Source organism: Mycobacterium sp. 134, assembly GCF_048282715.1.
In the GTDB taxonomy this organism is placed as follows: domain Bacteria; phylum Actinomycetota; class Actinomycetes; order Mycobacteriales; family Mycobacteriaceae; genus Mycobacterium; species Mycobacterium septicum.
Genome location: NZ_JBLVUN010000008.1, coordinates 2,511,793 through 2,527,935 on the forward strand (window position 1 = coordinate 2,511,793; position 16,143 = coordinate 2,527,935).

At 67.1% G+C, this 16,143-nt stretch carries 14 protein-coding genes; 5 read left to right on the forward strand and 9 right to left on the reverse strand.

The window, feature by feature from the left end; genetic code table 11:
• Positions 1-12 precede the first annotated feature (12 nt).
• From ACNQVK_RS16745 to ACNQVK_RS16770, 6 genes are all read right to left on the reverse strand, one after another.
• The gene (locus ACNQVK_RS16745; protein WP_418030413.1) at positions 13-1,347 is read right to left on the reverse strand and encodes a toll/interleukin-1 receptor domain-containing protein; all 1,335 of its coding nucleotides are present in this window, start codon (positions 1,345-1,347) and stop codon (positions 13-15) included.
• 124 nt (positions 1,348-1,471) lie between these two features.
• Entirely contained in the window at positions 1,472-1,996 is a 525-nt protein-coding gene (locus ACNQVK_RS16750; RefSeq protein ID WP_418030414.1) for a hypothetical protein, read from the reverse strand.
• Positions 1,997-1,999: 3 nt separating this feature from the next.
• Positions 2,000-4,261 (reverse strand): DUF4185 domain-containing protein, encoded by a 2,262-nt coding sequence (locus ACNQVK_RS16755; RefSeq protein WP_418030415.1) that lies wholly within the window; start codon positions 4,259-4,261, stop codon positions 2,000-2,002.
• A gap of 121 nt (positions 4,262-4,382) precedes the next feature.
• Positions 4,383-5,837 (reverse strand): flavin-containing monooxygenase, encoded by a 1,455-nt coding sequence (locus ACNQVK_RS16760; protein ID WP_418030416.1) that lies wholly within the window; start codon positions 5,835-5,837, stop codon positions 4,383-4,385.
• The gene (locus ACNQVK_RS16765) at positions 5,834-6,763 is read right to left on the reverse strand and encodes a patatin-like phospholipase family protein (protein ID WP_418030417.1); all 930 of its coding nucleotides are present in this window, start codon (positions 6,761-6,763) and stop codon (positions 5,834-5,836) included. The genes ACNQVK_RS16760 and ACNQVK_RS16765 overlap by 4 nt, the downstream gene beginning before the upstream one ends.
• Positions 6,760-7,644 carry an SDR family oxidoreductase gene (locus ACNQVK_RS16770; RefSeq protein ID WP_418030418.1) on the reverse strand — a complete coding sequence of 295 codons (885 nt, stop codon included), beginning with the start codon at positions 7,642-7,644 and terminating at the stop codon, positions 6,760-6,762. Before ACNQVK_RS16770 ends, ACNQVK_RS16765 begins: the two co-directional genes overlap by 4 nt.
• 106 nt (positions 7,645-7,750) lie before the next feature.
• Between ACNQVK_RS16770 and ACNQVK_RS16775 the strand changes: the two genes are divergently transcribed.
• Together ACNQVK_RS16775 and ACNQVK_RS16780 are read left to right on the forward strand one after the other, a co-directional pair.
• Complete coding sequence (locus ACNQVK_RS16775) at positions 7,751-8,398, forward strand: TetR/AcrR family transcriptional regulator (RefSeq protein WP_418030419.1); 648 nt, start codon at positions 7,751-7,753, stop codon at positions 8,396-8,398.
• Between the two features lie 131 nt (positions 8,399-8,529).
• Positions 8,530-9,486, forward strand: coding sequence for an alpha/beta hydrolase (locus ACNQVK_RS16780; protein WP_418030420.1), 957 nt, complete (start codon positions 8,530-8,532; stop codon positions 9,484-9,486).
• Here the strand turns inward: ACNQVK_RS16780 and ACNQVK_RS16785 are convergent.
• Together ACNQVK_RS16785 and ACNQVK_RS16790 are read right to left on the reverse strand one after the other, a co-directional pair.
• Positions 9,396-10,295: a diacylglycerol kinase gene (locus ACNQVK_RS16785; protein WP_418030421.1), complete on the reverse strand. Its 900-nt coding sequence runs from the start codon at positions 10,293-10,295 to the stop codon at positions 9,396-9,398. The genes ACNQVK_RS16780 and ACNQVK_RS16785 overlap by 91 nt on opposite strands.
• The gene (locus tag ACNQVK_RS16790; protein ID WP_418034186.1) at positions 10,292-11,872 is read right to left on the reverse strand and encodes an FAD-binding oxidoreductase; all 1,581 of its coding nucleotides are present in this window, start codon (positions 11,870-11,872) and stop codon (positions 10,292-10,294) included. Before ACNQVK_RS16790 ends, ACNQVK_RS16785 begins: the two co-directional genes overlap by 4 nt.
• 50 nt (positions 11,873-11,922) lie before the next feature.
• Between ACNQVK_RS16790 and ACNQVK_RS16795 the strand changes: the two genes are divergently transcribed.
• The 3 genes from ACNQVK_RS16795 to ACNQVK_RS16805 all read left to right on the forward strand — a co-directional run bounded on the left by ACNQVK_RS16795 (position 11,923) and on the right by ACNQVK_RS16805 (position 15,259).
• Complete coding sequence (locus tag ACNQVK_RS16795) at positions 11,923-12,510, forward strand: TetR/AcrR family transcriptional regulator (RefSeq protein ID WP_418030422.1); 588 nt, start codon at positions 11,923-11,925, stop codon at positions 12,508-12,510.
• Complete coding sequence (locus ACNQVK_RS16800) at positions 12,507-14,054, forward strand: glycerol-3-phosphate dehydrogenase/oxidase (protein WP_418030423.1); 1,548 nt, start codon at positions 12,507-12,509, stop codon at positions 14,052-14,054. The genes ACNQVK_RS16795 and ACNQVK_RS16800 overlap by 4 nt, the downstream gene beginning before the upstream one ends.
• An 80-nt stretch (positions 14,055-14,134) precedes the next feature.
• Complete coding sequence (locus ACNQVK_RS16805) at positions 14,135-15,259, forward strand: DUF2235 domain-containing protein (RefSeq protein WP_418030424.1); 1,125 nt, start codon at positions 14,135-14,137, stop codon at positions 15,257-15,259.
• On the opposite strand, the gene ACNQVK_RS16810 is transcribed toward ACNQVK_RS16805, so the two are convergent.
• Positions 15,256-16,134: a LysR family transcriptional regulator gene (locus ACNQVK_RS16810; RefSeq protein ID WP_418030425.1), complete on the reverse strand. Its 879-nt coding sequence runs from the start codon at positions 16,132-16,134 to the stop codon at positions 15,256-15,258. The genes ACNQVK_RS16805 and ACNQVK_RS16810 overlap by 4 nt on opposite strands.
• Positions 16,135-16,143 lie beyond the last annotated feature (9 nt).

A 16,143-nucleotide genomic window follows, 5' to 3' on the forward strand; every position in this document is an offset into this window, starting at 1 on the left:
CGGCCATGGCAATCACCGGTGCCGGCGCTGATAGTCGCGACGCATAGACGAGATGACCTTCGCGATGTCATCGTCGAAGTGCGCGGGCCGCAGCGACATCGCTTGATACTCACTCAGTTCAGAGATGATGTCCTCGGTGGCGATGTCGGCCGTGCGGAGCGGAATCAGACAGGGGCCGCGCACTTTCCGCGCGCGTTCCCGTGCCAGCGCGATCTCCTTGTTGACGTAGCTGTCCGTCTTGCGGGACAACGCAGGGCTGTAGAGCACAAGTGTGAAGTCGGTGACGTCGAGCTCGTCACGGATGCGCTCGTCCCATAGGTCTCCGCCGCGCAACGCGTCGCTGTCCCACCAGGGTTCGAAGCTTGCCTTTTGCAGCGCGTCGAACGTAATGCAGGCGAGGTCACGGTCCTCGTGGGCGTAGCTGATAAACACACGCGGGCAGGGGCCGGTCGGTGCGATCTGCCGGGTGAATCCTCCTTCGGCATCCAGTCGTTCTTTCAACTCGGTCAAGAACGCCCTGGTGTCCGCATCTTCGAGCTCGATTCGCGTACCGCGTTGATAAAACAGAATCGTCTGCTCGCGATCGACTTCGGACAACCTGCGCAACGGTTCGGCGGCGATCGTGCTGCTGGTGCGATGCAGTTCGAGGGATCGCACCAGAACCTTCAGCAGCACGCGCAGATACCATTGCGTGATTCCGAAGCCGACGAACAGGAAGCTCTGGCCGTTGCGCTTGAGTGCCCGCACGAGGCTATTTGGTAGTGGCGGCCTATCGGACACGACGCCGATCAAGAAGTCGAGCAAGTCGTTCTCGCTCAGGACTAGAGATCCGGGTTCTTGAGCGTCGCCGAACAGGTGGTAGATCAGTGGCGCTTGGGGCGAGTTCGGCACTTCGAACTCTGGATTGTTGCGCTTGTCACCGTGCAGGTGGTACCGCTCGACGATCGGGGACTTGCCCGTCGCCTGGAGGGCGTCGGCCATCAAGTCGTCTTGGCAGGTGGTCAGAATCAGGCTGAACGGCAACGCCGCAAGGGCGTTGTGGATTTCTGAGTGCACGAATTGTGGCGATTTGTAGAACTTTTCTGCACGCGCTCGCAGCGCATTGGGGCCGAAATCTTGGGCGTCTTCATACTGTTGGGCGACGGCGGCCAACGTTGTACCCGTGACTCGCAATTCGTTCTCTTCGAGTTCGGTTGCGAGTTCGCGCGTCAGCGCCTCAGCGAAGCTGCTGTCCTCTGCATCGGCAGGGGTGCCGACGGTGTCCATCGGGATTTCCGGGCCGAGGACGAGGATGCACTGGCCATGCCGAATGCTGGCCACAAGGGTGTTCCAGTGCTGCTTCTTCATGTAGTAGGCCTCGTTCTCGCCTTGAGGACTTCACTCGACGCCCTCTCATGCGATATTCGCACCAGATGAGGCAACCTCACATGAGTAATGCACTACCTGTTTGTGGAGCCTTTATCGCCGCCGCTCAGCTACGCGCCCAGAGGCAATAGCCGCTGAGCTTCGCCGTGAACATGTGATCGCTGACCTCGACGGTCAGCGGTTGGCCCGGTTCAGCGCTGACCGTCTCGGGCTCCGACGTCTCACCGGCGCCCAGGACGTCGACGACCTCGGCGCCACAGTGGGCTTCTGCAGTCTGCGGTGTCCCGGTCCAGGTGCCCGCCGCGGCTTCCGGGTTCCGCCGGCCCTGCCCGTGCAGGATCATTTCGGGGCCTGTGGTCAGCCAGCGGTCCGACGACGGATAGGCCTCGGCGAACCGCTGCCAGCTGCCGTCTTTGCATTGCAGCAACAACCGGTTGTTGCCGAGTTGCTTGGGATCGGCGGGAGTCAACACCCCGGCAAGACTTTCGGTGCATGACGAGTCAGGTTGAGGGGCCGTGGTTTCGGACGGCCCCTGCGGCACCGGTTCGGGATCGGCGTGTGCGCAGGCAGTCGTGGAGAGTGCGGCAGCCATGGTGAGGGCCACCGCGGTCGATGTGAAAGCGCGGTGCATGGACTACACCGAGATCGTCTTCATCGTGGACAGGTCGGTCTGCATCAACCGGACGTTGTAGTCACCCCAGTAGGACAGGTTGTAGTACAGGTACTGCGAGTTGTCCTGCACGACATTGCCGTTGGCGTCAACCTTGTTGAAGTAGTCGGTGCCCGACATCGGGTGGATCATGGGCGCGTACATGCCGCTGTTGTTGGTGAGATTGTTGTTCACCAGCGTCGTCGTATCCGACCATGTGCCCTGCGGTGAATCCGACACCCGCATCACGACGTTGTTGCCGCCATCGGTGTAGAGCACGACGTACTTGCCGAGATACTCGTTGTACTGCACCGACATTTCGCTCACGTTGCCGTTGGTGGGCAGCCCGCCGACCCAGATGCCGTTCGCGATCTTGGTGAACAACCCGAACGTGAAGAAGTCCGCCACCTTGTAGAGCGTCGGCAGGAAATCGGTGCTGCTGGAGCCGAACACCGGAACTGCCGCCGACGGGTCACCGGTGACCCACTGCCCGGCACCGCTGGAATTCTCGCCCGACCAGTACTCATAGGCATCCAGGTTGGTGATCTGGTCCTTCTCCACGCGGGCCACATACGCCGAACCCTGCCTGCCCGACGGGGTCCCGTACACGTAGACGTAGGGGTCGGTTGGGTCGTCCGACATGACCAGGGCATTCTGCTGGAAATGCTCGTCGCCGGGCACGTAGGCGGGCCCGGCGCGGAACCAGCCCGACGAACGGATGGTGTCGGGGTCGACGGTCCAGGTCTTGCCACCGTCGTCGGAGTAGGCGATCCCGGAGTAGTTGGTGGTCCAGCTGCCCGGGTTGTCCCAGGTGCGGACCGACATCACCGTGGCGTACTGCCGGTAACCGCCCTCGGCACCGGCGTTTTCGATCGCGATCGCCGACGTCGGGATCATCGTGTAGGTCCGGCCGAACAGTCCGTCCTGGCCGGGGTCGTAGATGATCTGGGTGGCGCCCGCCGGGGCGCCTCCGGTGCCGTACCACTGATGAACCCCGTTGGGATCCCCGGGATATTGCGCTCCGGCGTTGATCACCGCACCGTTGAACTGCAGGCCGTCGGACAGATCGGTGTCGATGGTGCGGAACAACACGTTGTTGCGCCAGTCACCGGCCATGCCCGGCTCGCTGTAGGTGTCGCCGAACAACGTGTAGATGACCGGCTTTCCGGTCACGGGATCGGTGTAGCCGCTGTTCCACATGATGCCCAGATCCGTGCCCGCGACGTACCAGTGGTCGGTGACGCCGACTCCGGTCACCCACCCGAGCGGTGTGGTGGCGCCGGCCAGGGAGGACGGGACCTGGGGCTTGGGCGTCAGGTCATCGGTCTGCACGGCGCCATTGGGGGCGGCGGCCGCCATCGGCTGGATCTCACCCTCGGCGACCACCGAGGCGGCGTCCTTGGCCGAGGTGACCCGGGAACTCAACGGATTGATGGTTCGCTCGAATTCCCTTCGGGTCCAAGCCATCATCGCCCACAGGGCGGGGGACTGGCCGGGGGCGACCGGGCTGGTGCCCGCGCCGAACGGCGCCAGGCCGGCGACACCCAGCAGGGCCGAGACCACCGGCGCGGCGGCGACCTTGGGTGCGGTGGGCTCGGGCGTCGGGACCGGCGCCGCCGGGACGAGGCTCTCCTTCACGACGGCGGGAACGTCGAACGACGTGACCTCGGTGCGCAGCGTCGAAAGGGCGTCGCGGCCGCGCTGATCGATGTCCTCGGCGGCATCCCGCATCCGGACGACCACGGTTTTGGGGCGCTGCGCGCGCCGCAGATCAGGCGCGGAGGTCGCGGCCTCCGGGACGATCCGGGTGGTATCGGTCTTCTCGCCGGCGTCGGCCTTGTTGCCCGTCTCGGGGGCATTGGTCAATGTGCCCTGAATCTTGCTCCGGGCCTTGGTCGTCCGGGTGCGCAGCGGGGTCCGCGCGGAGTCCAGCCGGCTCTGCGTCTGCTTGATCGCGTCACCGACGTCATTCAGGCCCGACTCGACATCCTTGCGGATCCGCTCGCCGATCTTCGACAGCGTGCCCGACGGAGTGGTGGCCGGCTTCTTGGCGTCGGAGGGTTTGCCCGGATTCTTCTTCGGCCCCGAGCTCGAGGGGGAGCCCCCGGGGCTTCCCGCCGTCGATTTGCCAGGATCGCCGGACCCGCCTTCGGCCCAGGCGATTCCGGTGCCGGAAGTCAGGGCCGTGCCGATGCCGAGAGCAACGGCCAGGGCGCCTACGCGGCCGATGTATTTGGTCGATTCCATGACGCTCCGTACCAGTCCACTCAGTCACAACCCCGGCCCAGACGCAACGTACCGTGTGCCGTTCACGGTGTCGGGCAAACACGCCGAATCGCAGGAAGAGGGCCCGATACGTGGCTTGCCGTCACCGGATTCGGTAGTGCGCGGGGTCCGGTTCGGACAGCATGCGGGTGAGGGTGGCCCGGTCGAACGGCCACAGGTCGATGGTTCCGGCGTCGGTGAAGTACCACGAGTTGCACCCGGTGTTCCACACGGTAGGACCGAGCCCGTCGGCGACCGCGGCGTTGAATTCGTCGGTGGCCTGTTCGGTGACCTCGACCTCGGAGAGTTCGGCGTTTTCAAACCGCTTGAGCCAGGCCACGATGTAGCCGGCGGTGAGCTCGGCGGAGTACTGCAGCGGGATCGACCCGGTCGGGGAGTTCGGGCCCAATACGGTGAACAGGTTGGGAAACCCGGGGATCGCCGTCATGCGGTACGCCCGCGGGCCTTTGACCCATGCATCGTCGAGCGTGACGCCGTCACGGCCCACGATGTTCATCGGGCGCATGTAGTTGTGCGCCTGAAACCCGGTGGCCAGCACCACGACATCCACGTCGTGGTGCGTGCCGTCGGCGGTGCGGATGCCGTCAGCGGTGAACTCCTGGATGGGATCGTCGATCAGGCTCGCGTTGGGACGCTTGATGGCGCGGTAGTACGAGCCCGAGACCACCTGCCGCTTGCACAGCGGCTCGTAGTCCGGGGTGAGCTTCGCGCGGAGCGCACGGTCGCGGACCTGGGCGGCCAGGCTCCACCGGGCATAGGACTGCACCAGCCTGCGCCGCCACGACGGCGTGGTGACGACGTCGGCGAGGATTTGTGACCCCCACTGCAGCCGCCGGTAGAGAAAGTCATGCCACCCCGGCCTCCGGTGCAGCACCTTGGCGAGGACCGACGACTGCCGCAGCGACATCGGTGCCCACAGGATCCACTGCGGTGATCTCGCGAAGTGCATCAGGCTGCGGGCCTTCGGTTGCAGGGCCGAAACCACCTGGACACCGGTCGACCCCGTTCCGATCACGGCAACGCGCCTGCCGTCGGTCACCACCTCCGGATCCCACCGTGCCGTGTGCACGATCTGTCCGCCGAAGGTGTCCATGCCGGGAATCTCGGGGATCGACGGGTGATGCAACACGCCGGTCGCGCAGATGACGAAGTCGGCTGTCAGGGTTTCCCCGTCGCCTGTGGTGAGCGTCCACGACGTGGTGGTGCTGTCGTAACGGGCCTCGACTACCTCGGTGTCGCACCGCAGGTGGAAGTCGAGTCCGAACCGTTCCATCACGTCGCGGTGATAGCGCTGGATGTCTTCACCGTTGGCCCAGATGTGGCTCCAGTCCGGTTTGGGTGCGAACGAGAACTGGTAGATCTGTGACGGCACGTCACAGGTGAGTCCCGGGTAGCGGTTCCAGTGCCAGACCCCGCCGACGTCCGAACCCTTTTCCAGGATCGTGAAGTTGGTGAACCCGGCTTGTTTGAGCGTGTACGCGGTGGCGATGCCGGCCATTCCCGCGCCGATGATGACGATGCGGACTTCGCGGCTCATCGGGCCTCCTCACTGACGGCGAGCGCACGTCGAACTGTGGCAGGTGCGGTGCGCATCGATGCCTCGAACGCCGACTGTCGTCGGCCACGCCGCATGAAATGTGAACCGAGGCCCGCGAGATCCGCGGTGTCGGGCCGGATCACGACGACCTGCGTGCCCCGGGCCCGCACCTGCGCCACTTCGTGGTCCAACCCGGCCGACATCGGGCGGCGCAGCAGCAGGTGCTCCAGCCGTCCACCGAATCCCGGTGCGCGCGTGCCTGGTTCGGAGGCCATGGGAGTGATCACGTAGATGATCTCGGCTTCATCGGAAGCGATCAGATCGACCGATGCGGTCGATGCGGCGCCGCCGTCGACGAACTGCCTGCCCCCGATCGTGACCGGTGGCATCCAGCCCGGCACCGCCCAGGATGCGCGTAGCGCTTCGCCTGCGGAGGCCTTCGGCGCGCCGGGCGCCCCGAACACGACACGCTCGCCGCGCTGGTAGTCGAAGGCGACCATCCGGATTCCCGGGTGTGCCGGCCACCCGGCGGGGTCGGCGAATCCGTCGGCGAGGCGCTGCAACCAGTCCGCGTTGCCTCGTCCCACCGGAGCGATGCCGGTGGCGGCGGCGAGGCCCCGTTGGCTCCCGAGCAGGCGCGGGTTGAGCAGCCGGGGCGCCGGGATCGGCGGCATGCTGGACGGCGTGTCCGCGATATGCCGGCGCAGGCGCTCATCGGTGGCAGTACCGCGCTGCATCGCGACGAGATCGCCCACCGTGGCACCGCCGCCCAGCATCGTGATGAGTTCGGCTCCCGCCGAAGTGCCTTGCAGCACGGCCGTGTCACGCGGATCCCATCCGGTCTGTTCGGCCAGGGCGTGTAGCGCCGCGACTGTCCACGCGCCTCCGATGGTGCCACCGCAGCCGATCGCCAGTGCCGTGGTCATGACGTCACCCCGGAATCGGGCTGCGCGGCATGAGCTTTCGATTGGCGAGCGATGCGCTGCAGGTATGTGGACCGGCCCTGCTCGTCGAGGGCGGTCAGGGCACGGCGGTCATCGATGCGGTCTCGCACCGCGCGCTGGATCGCCTCGGGTACCAGGGCGTCGACAAGGGCCCACCCGGGCGCGACCCACCCCGGGACCGACGTGCGCGCGGCCCGGGTGTGCAGGGTCTTGAGAATCGCCCGCGCGACGTCGTCGGGATCCACTGTGGGAAGGCCATTTCCGAGCTGCACACCCGAGGCGAGCTCGGTGCGTACCGCCGACGGCAGCACAGCCGACACCGAGACACCGGTGCCCGCGTACTCGCGCCGGGCCGCCAGCGAGGCGCCCAGGGCGGCGAACTTGCTGGCGTTGTAGGTCACCATGCCGGGGATCGGGATCATGCCCGCCATCGACGCCACGTTGACGACGTGACCGTGGCCGCGGTCCACCATCGACGGAACCACAGCCCGCATGCCGTTCAGGACGCCACGCACGTTGACGTCGAGGATCAGGTCGGTGGTGGCCTCGGATTCGGCGTCGAACGCGCCGAGTGGCATGACCCCGGCATTGTTGACCAGGATGTCGATGCTGCCCGATTCGCGGACGGCGTCCGCGACGAAGCGCTCCCACGACGACCGCTGCGTGACGTCGAGGTAGGCCGCCCGGCAGCGGGGGATACCGGCCGCGGTCGTCGCGGCCACATCGGCATCGACGTCGCCGATCCATACCGTGGCGCCGCGGGCGGAGAACAGCTCCGCAGTCTTGGCGCCAATGCCACGCGCCCCGCCGGTGACGATGACCACCGCCCCGTTCACCGACGCCTGTCGCTGTGAAAACCGCACGTCATGCCTCCCCTGGAGTCGCTTCACGACCTTTCGCATACCCACGGTATCTGAATACTTTGAGTTAATTCAATACCCAAAGTCCACTCCGAACTATCATCAGCGCATGCCGCGGCTGACCAGGGCTCAACGCCAGGAACGGACGCGGGCCGAACTCTTGGAGGCCGCCAAACAGCGCTTCCTGGCCCACGGCTATGCCGCCACCAGCCTCGAAGACATCGCCGACGACGCGGGCTTCTCCAAGGGCGCGGTGTACTCCAACTTCGGCAGCAAGCCCAACCTGTGCCGCGATGTCCTCGAGCTCATCCACCGTGAGAAGTTCGCCGAGATGGCCGAACTCGCGATATCCGACGCCGAGCTGGACAGCCGGGTGACGGCCTTGAGCGCGTGGCTGGAGCGCACGGCGGGCGACGTCGGCTGGACCATGCTCGAACTCGAGTTCGCGGTGCTGTCGCGGAACAATCCCGAGCTCGGCCAGATGATCACGAGCTTGCGCAACGAGGCCGCGCAGATGGTCATCGACGTACTGCAGTCGATGTCGGTGGAACTCGGCCTCACCGAAGCGCAATTGGCGAACAGCGAAGTCGCGTCGAGCCTGGAGGATCTCGGCAATCTCCTGCTCAGTGCCGGCATCGGCCTCGGCATCCAGCGGGCCATCGATCCGTCGGTGCCCGCGCGACCGTTCACCGACGCCTTCGGCCACCTGGTGAAACTGCTTGCCGCCCTGGGATCGCCGAAGCAACCAGTCGACTGAAACCTCAGTTGTCGTACCCAAGGACCGAAGGAGTTGGGATGGTATTACCGGCCGCCGCACTGTCGACACGACGTCCCAGTCGCAGATCCCGCGCGTGCTATGCCATCGCCCGCCGAACTCTCCTCGTTCAGGTGCGCAGATCAGTTGCCTACCAAGGAGATCGATCCGTCGAGGACCGCCTCACCACGATCGGTCGCCGCATCAACGGGCTCGCGCGACTTCAGCGCCTCCGCCCGCGCAGGGGCCTGCAGGTCGGCCGGATCACGATCGGCCATGTCACCCTCGAGACCATCCGTACGGTCGAATCTGCTCACCGCCCGCTCGCCGACGGCGCCATCCTCTACCTACACGGAGGTGGATTCGTCCTCGGCGGCTTCGACACCCACGTGCACGTCGCCGTCGCCCTTGCCCGGCGGACCCAACTGCCCGTGGTGCACGTCGAGTACCGACAGCACCCCGACGTGACCGTCGACGAGTCCATCGCGGACTGTCTGCGCGCCTACCGCTGGCTGTTGGACCAGGGCGCGGACCCGGCCAAGACGATCGTGGCGGGCGATTCGGCAGGCGGATTCCTGGCCTTCGCAACCGTTCTCGCCGCCCAGGCGCAGGGGGTCGAGGCGCCAGCCGGCGTCGTCGGCATCAGCCCGCTGCTCGAACTCGACAATGAACGCCGCTCCGGGCATCCCAACTTCGCCGTGGATCGGATGGGAATCGGACTGGTCCTGCCGATGGTCGTCGGGTGCGTCGGCCCGAAGGACTCGGACGGTCACGCCCTGTCACCGGTCAACGGCGTGCTCGACACCTTTCCGCCGAGCCTGATCATCGCGGCAGAATCCGAGGCGCTGTGTTGCGACGCCGAACGCATGCACGAGGTGCTGACCGATGCGGGGCGGTCGTGCACTCTCAAGATCTGGCCCGGTCAGCTCCACGCTTTCCCGGCGTTTCTGCCGTTCCTGCCGGAGAGCCGGGAGGCCCGCGACTCCATCGTGGAGTTCGTTCAGGACTGCTTGGGCACGAGTAAGCGCAGTGCGCCCGGCACCGCGGACACGGTGACCGGCAACGGGAGTGCGAAATCCCCGTCGGCGTAGGCGTTGATGCCCGGGCATTCGACATGAACGGTGCCGGCTCGTCTCGTTGTCACCTCGTCGAGGTCGACATGGGTGCCCTTGAACACCGTGGGGAACAGGCGGATCAACCTGGTGCGGGACGCCGACGTGATCATCGTGACGTCGAGCAGTCCGTCCGAATGGTCGGCGCCGGGGCAGATCAACATGCCGCCGCCGTAGCTGCGGGTGTTGCCGAATGCCGCCAGGGTGAGGTCGGTGCGGATCTCCGGGCCGTCGTCGAAGGTGAGACGGAACGGCAGCAGTCGTAGCTTCGAGATCTCCGCGAGCATCGCGACGTTGTAGCGCATCCGGCCGTGCGGCCAGCGCATCCGGTTGGTCCGGTCGCTGACCAGGGAATCGAACCCGGCGGCCATCACGGTGCCGAACCACTTGACCGCACCGGAGGCATCCTCGATGCGGCCGAGGTCGACCGTCTCGGTGTGGCCGTCGGCGATGACATTGGCCGCGGACTCGGGATCGCCTGTCGGCAGACGATATTCGCGGGCGTGATCGTTGCCCGTTCCGGCCGGGACGATGCCCAACGGGACATCTCCGGTGGCCAGCGCCTGCAGGGCCAGCGAGATCACCCCGTCGCCGCCGACCACCACAAGGGCGTCGGTGCCACGGTCGAGCGCCTCGTCGACCAGGCGGCGGGCGTGCGCGGCATCGGTGCCGACGATGGCGCACACGTCGATACCGCGCCGCTGGAGCTGCGCGACCGCCCGCTCGGCCGCATGCGGCGCATTGCCGTGCCCTGACATGGGATTGGTCAGGACGGTTACCTGATTCACGGAATCAGCTTGCCCGGGTTGAGGATTCCGGCCGGATCGAGTGTGGCCTTGACGGCCCGCAACACCTCGACGCCGAGGTCGCCGATCTCGTCATGCATCCACGGCCGGTGATCTGCGCCGACTGCGTGATGGTGGGTGATGGTGCCGCCGTTGCGGACCATCGTGTCGGAGGCCGCGGTCTTGGCGGCTTGCCATTGCTCGATCGGATTGCCGCGCTGGGCGGCGACGACCGTGAAATAGAGCGAGGCGCCGGTGGGGTACACATGCGAAATGTGGCACATCACCAGTGCCGGCGTGCCGGATTCGGCGAGGGCGGTGGTCAGAGCCTCGGTGACCGCGGCCTTCAGCCCGGCCAGGTTAGACCAGGTGGTGGCGGTCTCCAGGGTTTCGCACAGCGCGCCGGCGGCCAGCAGCGAATCGCGTAGATACGGTGCGTTGAATCGGCCGTGTTCCCAGGACCGGGCCGGCGCGTCACCCAGCGAGGTGCCGCCGTGGGCCTGCATGACGGCGCGGGTCTCCTCGTGGCGGCTCTCGGTGTGGGCCGCGGTGCCCTCGAACAGCGTGATGGCAAGGCAGCCGCCGGTGATGCTCTGCTCGCCAATGCTTTCCGTGGTCGCCAGGTTCACCCCGGTCTCGGCCTCGTCGGACAGCCGGATCACCGTCGGGCCGGTGCCGGTCTGGGTGACGGCCCGCAGCGCCTCCGCGCCGGTGGCGAAATCAGGGAAGGACCAGGCCTCGTAGCGGGTGGTCTCGGGCACCGGATGCACTCGAACCCGGACCCGGGTGATGACACCGAACACGCCTTCCGAGCCGAGGAGCAGTTGACGCAGGTCCGGCCCGGCAGCCGAGGCCGGAGCGCGACCGAGGTCGAGGGTGCCTGCCGGCGTGACGGCGCGCAGACCGCGGACCATGTCGTCGAACCGGCCGTATCCGGCCGAATTCTGCCCTGAGGACCGGGTGGCGGCGAACCCGCCGATCGTGGCGAATTGGAAGCTCTGCGGGAAGTGGCCCAGTGAGAAGCCTTGTGCGCCAAGCAATGCCTCGGCCTGTGGTCCGGTGACGCCGGCGCCGAGTTCGGCCTCACCGGCCACCTCGTCGAGGGTGTGCAGTGCGTCGAACCGGCGCAGGTCGAGCGCGACCACCGCGGCGAAATTGCCACGCAGCGGGTCGAGCCCGCCCACGACGCTGGTGCCGCCGCCGAACGGGACGACGGCGATCCGGTGCTCGACGCAGTGGGCAAGAATCGCGGCCACCTCGTCGTCCGAGCCCGGGAGCAACACCGCGTCGGGCGCATCCTGGACTCCGGAATCGTTGCGGCGCAGCAGATCCAGCGTCGACTTGCCGCCCGCGCGCAGCAGTCGCGACATGGTGTCGGTACCGCAGTGTGCTGCGCCGACGATGGCGGCCAGGGCGTCTCGGTCGGCATCGGACAGGGCGGATGGCCGCAACTGCACCTGGTCGGGTGTCGGCTCCGCCGCCGGTGCGGCTTCGACGCCCAGGGCCTGCTCCAGCAGAGATCGGATTCCGTCGGAGAGCGGCTTGGCCGCATGCGGGTCGCCCCAGGCATTCCACTTCATCGGAGGCAGAAACTGTTCAGCCGGCTGAGTCATGCGTTACAGTATTACACATGATGTCAATCAGTAACGAGGGATCGCTGAGCGACCAGATCTTGGAGGCCGCCGCCAGCTGCGTGCTGGCCTTCGGCGTGGACCGGGTGACACTGGCCGAGATCGCCCGGCGAGCCGGAGTCAGCCGCCCGACCGTGTACCGGCGGTTCCCCGACACCCAGTCGATCCTGGCCGCGCTGCTCACCGCGCGCGTCGTCGGTGTTCTCGACACCACCGAGGTCGGCGGTCCGGGCCGTGCGGCCCTGGTCAACCGCATCGTGACGGTCGCCGCGCGGCTGCGCGACGACGAGGTGATCATGGCCGTCCTGCACTCCGCTCCGGAAGTGGCGATGGTGTACATCGCCGAGCGGCTGGGCACCAGCCAGCAGATCCTGATCGATGCGCTGGCCGGGGAACTCAAGCTCGCCCAAGAAGCCGGCCTGGGAGACAACCGCGTCCGGGCCGGGGATCCCCGGCAATTGGCCACCATGTGCCTGCTGATCACCCAGTCCGCCATCCAGTCCGCCCAGATGGTCGAGCCGATTCTCGACGCCGGCGCGCTGGCCGCGGAACTGTCCCACGCATTGAACGGATACCTCGCCTCGTGACCGGACCGACTGCTCTCAACCGCGCCAGGCGGGCAACCGAACTGGCCGCTCTGGCCGACGGGGAACAGCTCGACGTGATCGTCATCGGCGGCGGGATCACCGGTGCGGGCATCGCGCTGGATGCCGCCACCCGCGGCCTGCAGGTGGCACTGGTGGAGAAACACGATCTCGCCTTCGGCACCAGCCGGTGGAGTTCGAAACTGGTCCACGGCGGTCTGCGCTACCTGGCCACCGGCAACGTCGGGATCGCCCGCCGCAGCGCGATCGAACGCGGAATCCTGATGACCCGCAACGCGCCTCACCTCGTCAAGGCCATGCCGCAGCTGGTACCGCTGCTTCCGTCGATGGGACGCGCGTCGCGCGCGTTGGTACGCACCGGATTCGTGGCCGGCGACGGCCTGCGCAGGCTGGCAGGTACGAGCGCGTCGACGCTGCCGCGGTCGAGTCGGGTGGACGCACGACGTGCGGTCGAGCTGGCCCCGACGGTGCGCACCGAGGGCCTCGACGGGGCCTACCTCGCCTACGACGGCCAGCTCATCGATGACGCCCGGCTGGTGGCCGCCGTCGCCCGCACCGCCGCGCAGCACGGGGCCCGCATCCTGACGCGAGTCTCCGCCGGTGAAGCCGCCGCCACCTCGGTGCGCCTGACCGACGAACTCACCGGGGACTCCTTCGACGCGACCGCGCGGGTGGTCATCAATGCTGCCGGCGTATGGGCCGGCGATCTCGACCCGGCGATCACCCTGCGGCCCAGCCGCGGCACACATCTGGTGTTCGACGCCGCCGCGTTCGGCAATCCGACCGCGGCACTGACCATTCCGATACCGGGGGAGTTGAACCGGTTCGTCTTCGCGATGCCCGAGCAGCTCGGCCGCGTCTACCTGGGGCTGACCGATGAGGATGCTCCTGGGCCGATTCCCGATGTGCCACAACCGACTCCGGGCGAGATCGCGTTCCTGCTCGACACCGTCAACACCGCGCTGGCCACCGAACTGACCACTGCGGACGTGCGGGGCGCCTACGCGGGGTTGCGGCCGCTGATCGACACCGGCGAGGGCAACACGGCCGATGTCTCCCGCGAGCACGCGGTGGTGGAGTCGGCGAGCGGCGTGATCAGCATCATCGGCGGGAAACTCACCGAGTACCGCTACATGGCCCAGGATGTGCTCGACCGGGCGTTGAACATGCGTGGTCTCACGGCCTCGGGTTGCCGGACCGCGAATCTGCCACTCGTCGGCGCACCGGCCAATCCGGTGTCCGCCCTGCGATCTGAACACGCATTGCCGTCGTCGCTGGTCGCCCGGTACGGGTCCGAGGCGCCCAATGTGATCGCCCGGGCCCGGTGCGCCCGCCCCACCGACCCGGTGGCCGACGGACTCGACGTCATCCGAGCGGAGTTCGAGTACGCTGTCACCCACGAAGGCGCGCTGTCGGTCGATGACGTCCTCGACCGCCGCACCCGTATCGGGCTGGTGAGCGACGACCGGGACCTCGCCACCGAGGCGGCGGCCGAGATGGTCGCCGAATTCGGGGAAGTCGAGTAGTTCACTACGCATGGCGTGGCCGGTCGCCGCGAGCACACTGACCCAAGAGGTGCAAACCTGTGCGGCGAGGGAGCTCGATCATGGCGAAGCGACTGGTGGTGTGCTGTGACGGCACGTGGAACACACCTGATCAGACAACGGACGGCAAGCCCACGCCGACCAATGTCGCCAAAGTGGCGATGGCGCTGGCTCCCCACGACGACGAGGGGCGAGAGCAGCGGCTGTTCTACCACCGGGGGGTGGGCACCACCCGGTCGGACCGGCTGCTCGGCGGGGCCTTCGGTGCCGGCCTGTTCCGCGATGTCTGCGACACCTACCGATTCGTCGTCCAGAACTACCAACCCGGCGACGAACTGTTCTTCTTCGGATTCAGCCGTGGGGCGTTCACCGCACGCAGTACGGCGGGTCTGATCCGCAACTCGGGAGTGTTGCATCGTGACAACGTCGATCAGATCGGACAGGCGTACGCGTTGTACCGAGGGGGCAACACGAACACGAATCCGCGCAGTGTCGCGGCGGCGCTGTTCAGGAAGATGTACTCCTACGAAACCGACATCCGGTTCATCGGGGTCTGGGATACCGTTGGTGCCCTGGGGATTCCGTCAGCCGGCGGGTGGCTGGCCCGCCGATTCAACCGGCGGTACGAATTTCACGACACCACTCTGAGTTCGAAGGTCGGGGAGGCCTACCAGGCACTCGCGATCGATGAGCGGCGCGGTCCGTTCGTGCCGACGATCTGGTCCAAATCCGACATGGCCCCACCCACGCAACGTCTGGAACAGGTGTGGTTCACCGGATCGCACTCCGATGTCGGCGGCGGCAACCGTCACCATGGGCTCAGCGACATCGCGTTGTGCTGGATGCTGGAAAAGGCCCGGGGCGCGGGGCTGGCATTCGTCGAAAGATCGTTCCTGCGTGAGCCGCCCGCCGGTGGAGAGCCGGTCTCCGGCGACGAGATCCTCGCGGAGTACACCCGCATCAACCCGAATCCCGCTCAGCAGGTGGAGCCTTCACGGAAGGGCATCTACCGCTTCCTGCCACCACACTCGCGCGAGGGCGGAAGAGGCGGCAACGAGTACATCGCCTCGACGGTGTGCCGGCAAGAGCGGTCACGCGGCTGGTGGAGAGCACCCACCCCCAACGACGATCCGGAGCGCCGGATCGTGCAGGTCGCACTGGGCAACGACCTGACCCGGGTCGGCTAGACCTGCGACAGCAGCACGTCGCGCACCGCTGAACCGGTGTGGCGCTGCCACAATGCCTGGGCGCCCACGAGCAGTGGTGGCTCGAGTTCGGTGATCACCACCCGTCCGTCCATGGCCGGTCCCGGGGGAGAGGTGACGAACGTGACGGCGCCGGTCGTGAGCGGGGCCGCGACCGTGGCCGCCCCCTGGACCCGGCTGACGACATAGTCGGGTTCGAAACCGGCACGGCGGCACGCGCCCATCAGAAAGTCGCTGTAGTACGACCCGCCCGGGGGTGCCCACAAGGCGATGCGCTCCCCGGCGAGTTGGTGAATGTCGACGGTGGCCGAGCCGGCCAGCCGGTGCTCGCCGGGCAGGGCCAGCCGTACCCGGTCGTAACCCAGGATGGCCGTGGCCAATTCGTTGGTGGGGACGACCCCGCGGCGCAGGCCGAGGTGCACCTCGCCGCCGAGCACCGCGGCGGCGAGCTGATCGGGGTAGAGCTGACGGAAGGTGAAGGAGGTCTCCGGAAACGCGGTGATGGCCGGTTCGAGGCGGGTATAGGCTTCGCTGCCGCTGAGGGCCGGGGTGTGGCCGACGACAAAGACCTCGGCGGCGCCGCCGGCGGTCTGTTCCACCCGGTCGGCCACCGTATGCGCCGCTGCCAGCAGTGTTCGGCCTTCGGCGAGAAGCAGTTCGCCGGCCGGGGTGAGCGTCAGGCGACGACCCTCGCGCCGGAACAACGTGGCGTTGAGTTCCTTCTCGAGTTGCTGCATCGAGCTGCTGAGAGCTTGTTGGCTAACGTGAAGTGCGACCGCCGCGGCGGTGACACTGCCTGCCTCGCCGATTGCGATGAACTGACGTAAACGTCGCAGATCAGGGATGTTCGCTGACATCCCTCAAAT

Coding starts and splice junctions, on each gene's coding strand:
- ACNQVK_RS16745 (WP_418030413.1), bottom strand. CDS start 1,347: ATGAAGAAGCAGCACTGGAACACCCTTGTGGCCAGCATTCGGCATGGC.
- ACNQVK_RS16750 (WP_418030414.1), bottom strand. CDS start 1,996: ATGCACCGCGCTTTCACATCGACCGCGGTGGCCCTCACCATGGCTGCC.
- ACNQVK_RS16755 (WP_418030415.1), bottom strand. CDS start 4,261: ATGGAATCGACCAAATACATCGGCCGCGTAGGCGCCCTGGCCGTTGCT.
- ACNQVK_RS16760 (WP_418030416.1), bottom strand. CDS start 5,837: ATGAGCCGCGAAGTCCGCATCGTCATCATCGGCGCGGGAATGGCCGGC.
- ACNQVK_RS16765 (WP_418030417.1), bottom strand. CDS start 6,763: ATGACCACGGCACTGGCGATCGGCTGCGGTGGCACCATCGGAGGCGCG.
- ACNQVK_RS16775 (WP_418030419.1), top strand. CDS start 7,751: ATGCCGCGGCTGACCAGGGCTCAACGCCAGGAACGGACGCGGGCCGAA.
- ACNQVK_RS16790 (WP_418034186.1), bottom strand. CDS start 11,872: ATGAAGTGGAATGCCTGGGGCGACCCGCATGCGGCCAAGCCGCTCTCC.
- ACNQVK_RS16795 (WP_418030422.1), top strand. CDS start 11,923: ATGATGTCAATCAGTAACGAGGGATCGCTGAGCGACCAGATCTTGGAG.
- ACNQVK_RS16805 (WP_418030424.1), top strand. CDS start 14,135: ATGGCGAAGCGACTGGTGGTGTGCTGTGACGGCACGTGGAACACACCT.
- ACNQVK_RS16810 (WP_418030425.1), bottom strand. CDS start 16,134: ATGTCAGCGAACATCCCTGATCTGCGACGTTTACGTCAGTTCATCGCA.